The following is an 11,582-nucleotide window of genomic DNA, read 5'->3' on the forward strand; positions in this document are numbered from 1 at the left end:
GAAGTAAGGCTGCGAAGGCCGCGAGGCCGGGAGGGGTTTCCTAAGGGCACATCCCGCAGCCGCAACGCGGCGAGGACGTGCCCGTGGAAACCCCTCAGGCCCCGCGGCCGGTGGGAGCAACGCTACTTTACGACCAAAATGTCGCAGTCGGTATTGCGCAGCAGGAACGTCGAAATCGAACCCAGAAGCGCATACTTGATCGAGGACAGGCCGCGAGCGCCGCAGAGCACCAGGTCGGGCTTGACCACGTCGAGCATCTCGTCTTTGAGCGTCTCGCGAATACGACCGGCGCGTATCATGACCTCGACCTCGGGAATATCGGGATTGGCCTTGGCCTCTTCGAGCTGCTTTTCGATGGAGTTCTTAAAGGCCTCCTCCAGACCGTTGACCAAATCGACCGGATAGGAGCCGGCGCTCTCGAGCGCCGTGGAATCGATAACGTGGCCGATAATCAGCTTGGCGCCGTTGTTCGCGGCGACCTTGATGGCGCGTGCGAGCACAAAATCCTGCTGCTCAGTACCGTCGAGTGAAACAAATACCTTGGTGTAACCCTCGTTCATGGTTTCCTCCTTGGTCTATCGCACGGGCGCGGGGCTCGTGCGTCGGGCGGGCGCGGGTGCGTTGACCGCCGGACACTTTATCTTGTTGCAGTTATACCCAAGGATTTCGGTTTAACTGCTCGCAATTCTGTGAACGGGCGAGTTTTTTGGTAAGGGTAGGCGCGGTCGCACCGCCAACGGTTGATAATGGGACATCGCCCGCATCGTCCGCAGAACATCTACCGGCGGGTGTCTAACGAGGGGGTCCCTTTGGATATTATCGAGCTTCTAAAATCTGCCTTCATGGGCCTGGTCGAGGGCATCACCGAATGGCTGCCCGTTTCGTCGACGGGCCACATGATCTTGGTGGACGAGTTCGTCAAGATGAACGTGAGCGAGACGTTCTGGAATATGTTCCTGGTCGTGATTCAGCTCGGCGCCATTCTGGCCGTCTGCGTGCTGTTTTTCCACGAGCTCAACCCGTTCTCGCCCAGCAAGGGCAAGGAGGGCCGTCGCGACACCTGGGTGCTGTGGGGCAAGATTGTGCTCGGTTGCATTCCTGCGGCGGCGATCGGCCTGCCGCTCAACGACTGGATGGAGGAGCATTTCTACAACGCTCCCGTCGTGGCGCTGGCGCTCATTGTGTACGGCGTGCTGTTTATCGTGATCGAGAACTGGCGCGCGAGCAAGCGCGAGGAAATGGCCGTTGCCGGTTCGTTTGGTTCGCGTGCTGTGGTGTCGGGTGGACGTCCCGCCGGTGCGCACTTTGCGGCGCCCCCCACGGCTACCGCTGAGGATGAGGACGATGACGAGAATCTGGACTTTGGTTCCATCGCCACGCTCGAGGACCTCAGCTGGAAGACTGCGCTGGGTATCGGCTGCTTCCAGGTGCTTTCGCTGGTGCCTGGTACGTCTCGCTCCGGTTCTACCATCATCGGCGGCCTGCTTTTGGGCTGCACGCGCTCGGTGGCGTCTAAGTTCACGTTCTTCCTGGCTATTCCTGTTATGTTTGGCGCGAGTGCGCTCAAGCTGGTCAAGTACTTCATCAAGGGCGGCACGTTCGGCACCAACGAGATCGCCATCTTGGGCGTGGGCTGCGTTGTGGCCTTTGTGGTTTCGCTCATCGCCATCAAGTGGCTCATGGGCTTCGTCCGCCGTCACGACTTCAAGTGCTTCGGCGTCTACCGCATCATCCTGGGCATCGTAGTGCTCGCGTACTTCTTCGTTCTGGAGCCGATGCTCGGCCTCTAACTTAGTCGACGCTGCGCGGCGGCCAGGGCGACAACTTGTCATTCAAAGGGGGTGGCATGACCAAAAGGTCTATGCCGCCCCCTTTTCATGCCAATTTGTTCGCCCTGGCCGCTGCTCGCTGCTGCTGCCATGACATCGGCGGTTTCGTGATTGTCAATAGATTGGTTCAAAGTAACCTGACACCTTTGCACCAAATTCGCTGGGGTGGGCCTGACGGTGGCGCACGGAGTCGTGGTGTGATTTGCGTCGGTGTCCGCGCGGCTCGGTATACTGGTACGGCTCAAACTATGGCGCTGCCCGCAGGCGCGCCGTCTGTCAGATGAGGAGTCGCCCATGACCCAGCCCTTGCCCTGGGAAAAGAACGCTGCGGTACCCGTGCCGCCCGCGCCGGAGCCCGTGCCGCTCGATGCATACACCGTCCCCGCCGCGCCGGAACCCGAGCTCGTTCCGCTCGACATCTACGACGCCCCGGCTCCGGCGCCCAAGCCCGCCAAGCCGTTCGTCGATATCGATAGCCTGAACCCCGCCCAGCGCGAGGCGGTCCTGACCACCGAGGGCCCGCTGCTGGTCCTTGCCGGCGCCGGCTCGGGCAAGACCCGCGTCCTGACCTTCCGCATCGCACATATGCTTGGCGACCTGGGCGTTAGGCCCTGGCAGGTCCTGGCCATCACGTTTACCAACAAGGCCGCGGCCGAGATGCGCGAGCGTCTGGCAGCACTCATCCCCAGTGGCACCCGCGGCATGTGGGTGTGCACCTTCCACGCCATGTGCGTGCGCATGCTGCGCGAGGACGCCGACCTGCTGGGCTACACCGGTCAGTTCACCATCTATGACGACGATGACTCAAAGCGCATGGTGCGTGACATTATGCAGGCGCTCGGCATTGAGCAAAAGCAGTTCCCCATCAACATGATCCGCAGCAAGATCAGCTCGGCCAAAAACGCCATGATTGGGCCCGAGGACATGCTCAAGAGCGCCGATAGCCCCAACGACAAAAAGGCCGCGCAGGTCTACCTGGAGCTGGAGCGCCGCCTGCGCGCCGCCAACGCGATGGACTTTGACGACCTGCTCGTGCGCGCTCTCGAGCTGCTGCGCACCCGCCCCGAGGTGCTCGATAAGTACCAGGAGCGCTTCCGCTACATTAGCGTCGACGAGTATCAGGACACCAACCACGTCCAATACGAGATCGCCAACCTGTTGGCCGCCAAGTACCAAAACCTTATGGTCGTGGGCGACGACGACCAGTCCATTTATAGCTGGCGTGGCGCCGACATCACCAATATCCTGGACTTTGAGAAGGACTTTAAAAACTGCAAGACCGTCAAGCTGGAGCAGAACTACCGCTCCACGGGTCATATCCTGAGCGCCGCCAACGCCGTGGTGCGCCACAACTCGCAGCGCAAGGACAAGCGCCTGTTTACGGCCGAAGGCGATGGCGAGAAGATTCAGGCCTTCCAGGCGAGCGACGAGCGCGACGAGGGCCGCTGGATTGCCGGTGAGATCGAGAAGCTGCACTCCAAGGGCACGAGCTACGACGACATCGCCGTGTTCTATCGCACCAACGCCCAGTCGCGTATTCTCGAAGATATGTTCCTGCGCGCGGGCGTGCCCTACAAGATCGTGGGCGGCACGCGATTCTTCGACCGCGCCGAGATCCGCGATGTCATGGCCTACCTCAAGATGATCGTGAACCCGGCCGACGAGATGAGCGTCAAGCGCGTCATCAACACGCCGCGTCGCGGCATCGGCTCCACCTCGATCCAAAAGATTGAGCAGCTGGCGCGCGACAACCGTTGCTCGTTCTTCCAAGCCTGCGAGATCGCAACAGCCGAGACGGGCATGTTTAGTGCCAAGGTGCGCAACGGCCTGTCGAGTTTTGTGGCGCTGGTGCGCGAGGGCCGCCGCATGGACGGCGAGCTCAAGGACGTCGTCGAGATGATTGTCGATAAGACGGGCCTGCTGCAGGCGTTTCGCGCCGAGGGCACCATGGAGTCCGAGAGCCGCGCCGAGAACATCCAGGAATTCCTGGGCGTCGCCGCCGAATTTGAGGAGACGCACGAGGATATCGAGGGTGCGCTCGAGAGTCTAGAAGAGCTGCGCGCGGCCGGTGTTGCCGACGTGCCGTCCGTCGCCGAGTCCGAGTCCGCCGTGGTGAGTGCGCCCGCGTCCGAGCCGGGGCCGTCCGCTCCGGCATCCTCGTTTGAGGCACTTGTCGGCGCTCGTGACGCCGCGGGCTCCAATCCGCTCGATAGCCTAGCCGCCCCGGCGCTCTCGCCGCAGGATGCCCTGGCCGCCGCCATCGCGGGCAACGCGTATGCCGTGCCAACAGAGCTACCGGCGGGCGTCGTGCATGCCGACGAGATCGAGCGCACCTACGGTCCGCTCACCTGTAAGGCACTGCCGGCACTCATGGAGTGGCTGGCCCTGCGCTCCGACTTGGATTCCCTGGCCGGCGAGACGCATGCCATTACCATGATGACCATCCACTCCGCCAAGGGCCTGGAGTTCCCGGCGGTGTTCGTGGCCGGCATGGAGGAGGGTATCTTCCCGCACGTGCACGACTTTGGCGGCAGCGATGACCCGGGCAAGCTCGAGGAGGAGCGTCGCCTGGCCTACGTTGCCATCACGCGTGCCCGTAAGCGCCTGTTCCTGACCTATGCGGCCACGCGTCGCACCTACGGCTCGACCTCTGCCAACCCGCGCTCTCGCTTCCTCAACGAGATTCCGTTTGAGGATATCGAGTTTAGCGGTATCGGTTCTGCCGGTTTTGAGGGCACGGGCTGGGAGAAGCGCGGCGACCGTCACGGCACCTTTGGCTCGGGCATGGGCTCGGATATGTATGGCGGCAAGGTGTTCGGTTCGCATACGCGCTCGACCGGCGGTTCCGGTTCGCGCGGCGGATCGAGCTTCGACGATTTCTTTGGTGGCAGCACCTATGGCACCGAGCGCCATCGCGGGGTTTCGCCCGACGCGGGCCGTGTTGCCTCGACCTTTGGTTCGGGCGCGCCGCGAGCTAAAAAGCCGTCGTCCAAGGTGTCGTCGACGGTGGAGCGCAAGGTCGATCGCGCCAGCGCGTCGCAGGACTTTGCCGCGGGCGATACCGTGAGCCACAAGACCTTTGGCACCGGTACCGTGATCTCGGTCGCCGGAGACATGATCGAGGTTCAATTCGAAAAGACCGGCCAGACCAAAAAGCTTATGAAGGGCTTTGCGCCTATAGTGAAACTGACCTAGGCGGCTTTCCCAGGCACGGCACCTCGGCCTTCAATCGTCGGGCATGACCTCAAGGTCTATGCCCTCCTCTTTCAGGCCGATCTGCCGCACCTGGAAAACCCGTACATCCGGCTAGGCGGGCGCGCCGGGGGCTTTGGTCGCCTGCTCGGGCAGTCCTGCGCAAGAAGGAGGCCACATTAAGTGGCCTCCTTTGCGTGCGGAACTCGCGATCGATGTTGCCCTATACGCCCGCCCAGGTCCTTGGGTAACGTTGCTGGACGAACGTCGCTTTGCTCGTTCGCTTTTTGGTCTGGAGAGCAGGGTGGGCTGATATATAGATACGAGTAGGGGCTCCTCCGTTGATGAACGGGGGAGCCCCTTGTTGCTTTTTGATTGTCGTTACTAGCCAGAGACTCGCCGGGATGGGGCGCGGGGTTTGGTCGATCGTGAGTTCCGCACGAGCCGGAGAGCACTTAATGTGCTCTCCGTGCGAGCAGGACTGTCCGAACAGGCGATCAAACCCCGCGCCCCATCCCGGCGAGCGCTCGGGGATCGATAGCTTACAGATGCGAGACGATCAGTTCCATCTTGCCTTCGAGGTCAATGTCGCTGACGGTGCTCGGAGCCAGCAGGTGGCTGCCCTTGTGGACGGGGTCGCCGCAGACGGTGCCTTCGCCGTCGATGACCGACAGACACATGAAGGGCCAGTGCTGGTCGAGGGTCTTGCTGCCGTTGACGCGCACGCGATCGACGGTGTAGCAGGGGTTGGACTCGAGTTCGGTCACGCCGTCGACTTCGGGCGCGGTCACGGTGCCGTCGGTCGGGGCCTGAGAATCAAAGTCGATGCAGTCGAGACTCTGCTCAATGTGCAGGGGACGCAGTTTGCCGTCGGTGCCGGGACGGTCGTAGTCGTACAGGCGATACGTCACGTCGCTCGACTGCTGCGTCTCCAAAATGAGCGTGCCGGTCTTGATGGCGTGGACGGTACCGGAATCAATCTGGAAAAAGTCGCCCTTGTGAATCGGCAGCACGTTGAGCATGTCGTCCCAGCGGCCGTCCTCGATCATACGCGCGGCCTCGGCGCGGTCGTGCGCGCGCTGTCCGACGATGATCGTGGCGCCGGGCTCGCAGTCCAGTACATACCAGCACTCGGTTTTGCCCAGGCTGCCGTTCTCGTGCTCGGCGGCGTACTCGTCATTGGGATGGATCTGGATCGAAAGGTCGTCCTTGGCGTCTAGAATCTTAATGAGCAGCGGGAACTCCTTGCCCTCGCAGTTGCCAAAGAGCTCGCGGTGCTCGGCCCACAGCCATGACAGCGTGTGACCGGCGTACGGGCCCTCAGCGATCTGGCAGTCGCCGTTGGGGTGTGCCGAGATGGCCCAGCACTCACCGATGGGACCCTCGGGAATGTCATAACCAAATACGGTTTCGAGCTGGCGGCCGCCCCAGATCTTCTCGTGAAAGATCGGCGTCAGTTTAATCAAATCGGACATGTTCATACCCCCATGGTGTTGCGCGGCCGCCCACTCTAAACGAGCCGTAACGAGCGCCCGCATGACTACAAAAACCTATGCCAACGTTACGTTGTGCAGCTCAAAGCGGTCACCAACGTTGCGCGAGATCGAATGCTCAAAGGCGGTGCCGCTATCCAAAAAGCCAATCTGGTTGAGCTCGAGCAGGGGAGAGCCGGGTTTGGTGTCCAGGCGCTCAGCCTCTTCCTCGGTTGCCGCTACGGCGCGAATGGTGCGGTGGAAGCTCGAAATCTTCAGCCCGCATTGCTTGCGGATGAAGCTGTAGACCGATCCATACAGGTCTTTCTTTTTAAGGCCCGGAATCAGCTCGAGGGGCATGTAGGTGTACTCGATAACGATGGGCTTCTCGTCGACCTGGCGCACGCGCACGATGTGATAGGCAAAGTCGTCCTCGGCAATTCCCAGCTGGGCAGCGACGTCTGCTGGCGGATTGACAATCGAGAAATCGTAGACCACCGAGGTCACCTTCTCCCCGCGGTGCTCATACGAAAAGCCCTGGGAGCGATTGTTCTTGCCCTGGAAAAACGCCTGGCCGGGAAGCCCCGCCGTGTCCTTAACGTAGGTGCCCGATCCGCGCCGGCTGGTAACAAGACCTTCATCGGTAATCTGCTCAATAGCTCGTTTGACGGTGATTTTGGAAACGCTATAGAGCTCGCAGAACTCAACGACGGTGGGCAGCTTGTCGCCCGGCTTTAGAGCGCCGTCCTCGATGCTTCGACGGATATCTGCAGCTATTGCCTCGTATTTGGGAATCATGGAACCTCCTTTCCGGCTTGATTGAGTACAAACGAAAGTATAGTCCACGCCTAAGCATCCCTATTGCGTTTTTGAAAAGTTCGAGAAAGATATAATCAAAAAACGCTCTTCTATATCAACTAGAGCGCTCTAAATGAATATGCATTCGAATAATGTGGTATTGAGCAAATTGATCGGCTCGAAGATGGGGTTGGGCCGTTTTGCCGCCCAGCGAACCAAATCTCATGCCTTGCGTTTTCCCAGATAAAACCTGCCAAAACAAACCTGTCCCTTTTTGACAGGTTTTTGCCTGGGGAGCGGTACCATACAGGCAATGTTTAAACGAGAAAGGTGGGCTCCCATGGAACCTAAGCAGTACTACATCGGCATCGACGTTGGCGGCACTTCGGTTAAGGAGGGCCTGTTCGACGAGGACGGCAACCTGCTTGCCAAGGCCAGCGTGCCCACGCCTCCCATCGTTGACGCTGCGGGCTTTGCCGCGGTGACCGAGGCTATTGACCAGGTGGTCGCCAAGGCGCAGATTCCGCGCGCCTTTGTGGCGGGCATTGGCCTGGCCGTTCCGTGTCCCATCCCGGCTTCGGGCGACGCCAAGGTTAAGGCCAACATTGCCATTAACCTGCCCGAGCTGAGGATCGCCATTCAGGAGCACTGCCCCGACGCGGTCGTTAAGTACGAAAACGATGCCAACGCCGCTGCCTTGGGCGAGGCCTGGCTCGGCTCTGCCAAGGGCGTGCAGAACGTCGTGATGGTCACCATCGGTACCGGCGTGGGCGGCGGCGTTATCGTCAACGGCGATGTGGTGTCGGGCGTCGTGGGCGCCGGCGGCGAGATCGGCCACATGTGCCTGAATCCTGCCGAGGAGCGCACCTGCGGCTGCGGCGGCCATGGCCACCTGGAACAGTATTCCAGCGCCACCGGCGTGGTGAGCAACTACCTTGCCGAGTGCGAGAAGGCGGGCGTCGAGCCCATCGAGCTCACCGGCCCCTCCGATTCCAAGGACGTGTTCCAGGCCTGCCGCGAGGGTGACAAGCTCGCGCTGGCCGCGGTCGATACCATGGCCGATTATCTCGGTCGCGCTCTGGCGCTTATCGCCAACGTGGTCGACCCCGAGATGTTCCTGATCGGCGGCGGCGCATCCGCCTCGGCCGATGTCTACCTCGACAAGGCCCGCGAGCACTTTAAGCAGTACGCGCTTTCTGCCTCGCGCGAGACGCCCATTAAGGTCGCCTCGCTCGGCAACGACGCCGGCATCATCGGTGCCGCCTACGTAGCCCTGCGCGCCGCCGGCAAATAGCTAGTGCAAGGAGGCCAGGTTACTTTGCACCAACATGGTGCGAAAGGGATAGACTTTGCTCCAACGCCTGCTCCAAATTGTGCCGCGGCCCTTCCGTGCCCAAGGGTTCGGCGTCAGCGTGCTACCATAGCTACGTCCAAGTACACATATCAAGTGGAGGATATCCATGGCAAACGTTCTTGTCTTTGGTCACCAGAACCCCGATAACGACGCCATCATGAGCGCCGTCGTCCTGTCCCAGCTGCTCAACCAGGTTGAGTATGCCGGCAACACCTACGAGGCCTGCGCCCTTGGTCAGCTTCCGGCCGAGTCCGCCAAGCTGCTTGCCGACGCCGGCATTGCCGAGCCCCGCGTGATCGAGTCCGTCGAGGCCGGCCAGCTCGTCGTCCTCACCGACCACAACGAGTCCGCCCAGTCTGTCGCCGGCCTTAAGGACGCCACGGTCTTTGGCGTTGTCGATCATCACCGCATCGGCGACTTCGAGACCGCCGGCCCGCTGCACTACATCTGCCTGCCCTGGGGCTCCAGCTGCACCATCGTCACCAAGCTCGCCGGCGTGCTCGGCGTTGAGCTTTCCGACGTCCAGGCTAAGCTGCTGCTCTCGGCCATGATGACCGACACGCTCATGCTCAAGAGCCCCACCACCACCGATGTCGACCGCGCCGTCGCCGCCAAGCTCGGCGAGCAGGTGGGCGTCGACCCGGTCAAGTTTGGCATGGAAGTCTTCCTCACCCGCCCGTCCGGCTCCTTCACCGCAGCCGAGATGGTCGGCAACGACATCAAGATGTTCGAGCCCGCCGGCAAGAAGCTGCTCATCGGCCAGTACGAGACTGTCGACAAGACCCGCGCACTCGGCATGATCGACGAGATTCGCAAGGCCATGCGCGCCTACGCCGCCGAGAAAGGTGCCGACGGCATCGTCCTGTGCATCACTGACATCATGGAGGAGGGCTCGCAGGTCCTGCTCGAGGGCGAGACCGAGGCCGCTCAGAAGGGCCTGGGCATTGCCGACGAGCACGACGGCGTCTGGATGCCGGGCGTCCTCTCCCGTAAGAAGCAGGTCGCTGCCCCCATCATGGCCGCCTGCTAGGTTTAGTTGACCAAACGCCACGACCGGACCGCGGACGCCCCGCGCTCCGGTCGTTTTTTGTGCACGGCGCCGCGTCGTCTCTTGGACAGGTATGCCCGTGCCGTTGAACAAATAATGTTCAACCTGTGGTTCCGCTTTTCGGCCACGCCTGCGTGCTTGTCGTGCAGGGTAGGCTAGATGCAAGCGTAATACGTTAGAGCGCGGCGCCGCCACTTGGGCGGGCCGTGCTTTTTTAAGACGGGAGCTTTCCCGTGAAAGGAGCCGCCCATGGCAGCAACTGAGCAGCTGTTCAACGTTCGTGAGCGCAAGCGCTTTGAACGTCACGACATCTGGGAGCGCATCGCCGAGAACGGCACGATTTCCGCCGCCGTCATGGTCTTCGCCGCCATCGCCGCCGTCATTTGCGCCAATACCGATGCCTACGAGGCCGTCCATCACTTTTTGGAGACCCCGCTGTATGTGGGTCTGGGAAACCTTACGGCCGGTCTCACCGTTGAGCTTTTCGTCAACGACTTCCTCATGGCGATTTTCTTTTTGTTGGTGGGCATTGAGCTTAAGTACGAGATGACGGTCGGCGAGCTCAAGAATCCGCGTCAGGCCATGCTTCCCATGCTGGCGGCCGTGGGCGGCGTTGTCGTTCCCGCCTGCATCTACCTGATCTTTAACCATGCCGGCGCCCGCAACGGTTGGGCCATCCCCATGGCAACCGATATTGCCTTTGCGCTGGGCGTGCTGTCGCTTTTGGGCAATCGCGTGCCCAACGGCGTGCGCGTGTTCTTCTCGACGCTCGCTATCGCCGACGACCTCATCTCCATCGCCGCCATCGCCATCTTCTACGGTCAGAGCCCCAATCCGTTTTGGTTGGGCGCCGCCGCGCTTGTGACCTGCGCGCTCGTGTGGCTCAACAAGACGCAGCACTACCGCCTTGCCCCGTATTCGGTACTGGGTCTGCTGTTGTGGTTTTGCATGTTCAAGAGCGGCGTGCACGCTACGCTTGCTGGCGTCATCTTGGCCTTTACCATCCCGGCCAAGTGCGGTGTCAAGCTCGATAGCCTCACCGATTGGCTGGGCGAGTGCCTGCCGCTGCTCGATGATCGCTACGACGACGAGGCGCACATCCTGGGCCAGCATGACTTTACCGTCTCGACCACCAAGGTCGAGCGCGTCATGCACCGCGTAACCCCGCCGCTCATCCGCATGGAGCGTCTGATCTCCACGCCGGTCAACTTCGTGATCCTGCCGATCTTTGCGTTCGTGAACGCGCAGGTTCGCCTGGTGGGCGTGGACATGAGCACGCTGCTCACCGACCCGGTGACGCTCGGCGTGTACTTTGGCATGCTGCTGGGCAAGCCGATCGGTATCTTTGGCATGACGTTTGCCCTGGTTAAACTCAAGATTTCCGAGTTGCCGCATAATGTCAACTGGCACATGATCGCCGGTGTGGGCATTTTGGGCGGTATCGGCTTTACCATGTCGATCCTCATCAGCGGCCTCGCCTTCCCGACGGCCCAGTTTGAGGTTCTTGCAGCCAAGGCCGCTATTCTCGCCGGTTCGGTCACCGCAGCCGTGCTCGGCATGATCTACATGAGCGTGGTCTGCAAGCATCCCTCGCCCAAAGACGAGTAAGAGCGCGAAAACCGGCTCCAGAACCGATTCGGGCGCGTTCAAAATGCGGATTCGGGCGGTGCTTGCCGCCTGCCAGACACGCCAGTGGTCAAAAAACGCCGTTTGTGAGTACTGTCACAAACGGCGTATCATTTTAGGTGCGGAAAATAATGAACAAAGTTATAAGAACTGTACGTTAATGAGTGACCATCGACTTCCAATTTGGCGCTAGCTGACGGTGATTAGGAAGTTTCAGGTGGCGCGCGCAGACGTGGTGTAAGAGCGTCCCGAGGTCCGTCGCT

The 11,582-nt window shown here is 61.2% G+C and carries 8 protein-coding genes; 5 read left to right on the forward strand and 3 right to left on the reverse strand.

The genetic code is table 11. The features are described 5' to 3' along the window. Nucleotides 1–122: 122 nt before the first annotated feature. Nucleotides 123–560, reverse strand: coding sequence for a universal stress protein (locus DW233_RS04545; protein ID WP_117583590.1), 438 nt, complete (start codon nt 558–560; stop codon nt 123–125). 249 nt (nt 561–809) lie between these two features. Between DW233_RS04545 and DW233_RS04550 the strand changes: the two genes are divergently transcribed. After that, a complete protein-coding gene (locus DW233_RS04550) occupies nt 810–1,790 on the forward strand; it encodes an undecaprenyl-diphosphate phosphatase (protein WP_089572431.1) in 981 nt (326 codons plus the stop codon). Between the two features lie 333 nt (nt 1,791–2,123). Then, nucleotides 2,124–5,024, forward strand: a complete 2,901-nt coding sequence (locus DW233_RS04555) for an ATP-dependent helicase (protein ID WP_118266938.1) — start codon at nt 2,124–2,126, stop codon at nt 5,022–5,024. Between the two features lie 539 nt (nt 5,025–5,563). On the opposite strand, the gene manA is transcribed toward DW233_RS04555, so the two are convergent. Continuing rightward, a complete protein-coding gene (gene manA, locus DW233_RS04560) occupies nt 5,564–6,496 on the reverse strand; it encodes a mannose-6-phosphate isomerase, class I (protein ID WP_370448034.1) in 933 nt (310 codons plus the stop codon). A gap of 75 nt (nt 6,497–6,571) precedes the next feature. Then, nucleotides 6,572–7,291: a GntR family transcriptional regulator gene (locus DW233_RS04565; RefSeq protein WP_117757642.1), complete on the reverse strand. Its 720-nt coding sequence runs from the start codon at nt 7,289–7,291 to the stop codon at nt 6,572–6,574. Nucleotides 7,292–7,631: 340 nt separating this feature from the next. Here DW233_RS04565 and DW233_RS04570 point away from each other — a divergent pair, with 340 nt between their 5' ends. From DW233_RS04570 to nhaA, 3 genes are all read left to right on the forward strand, one after another. After that, nucleotides 7,632–8,585, forward strand: a complete 954-nt coding sequence (locus DW233_RS04570) for an ROK family protein (RefSeq protein ID WP_233547939.1) — start codon at nt 7,632–7,634, stop codon at nt 8,583–8,585. Between the two features lie 166 nt (nt 8,586–8,751). Continuing rightward, nucleotides 8,752–9,675 (forward strand): manganese-dependent inorganic pyrophosphatase, encoded by a 924-nt coding sequence (locus tag DW233_RS04575; protein ID WP_118266944.1) that lies wholly within the window; start codon nt 8,752–8,754, stop codon nt 9,673–9,675. A 267-nt stretch (nt 9,676–9,942) separates the two neighbouring features. Further along, nucleotides 9,943–11,301 carry a Na+/H+ antiporter NhaA gene (gene nhaA / locus DW233_RS04580; protein WP_118266946.1) on the forward strand — a complete coding sequence of 453 codons (1,359 nt, stop codon included), beginning with the start codon at nt 9,943–9,945 and terminating at the stop codon, nt 11,299–11,301. Nucleotides 11,302–11,582 lie beyond the last annotated feature (281 nt).

Origin of the sequence: Collinsella sp. AM20-15AC (genome assembly GCF_003471405.1) — a bacterium.
In the GTDB taxonomy this organism is placed as follows: Bacteria; Actinomycetota; Coriobacteriia; order Coriobacteriales; family Coriobacteriaceae; genus Collinsella.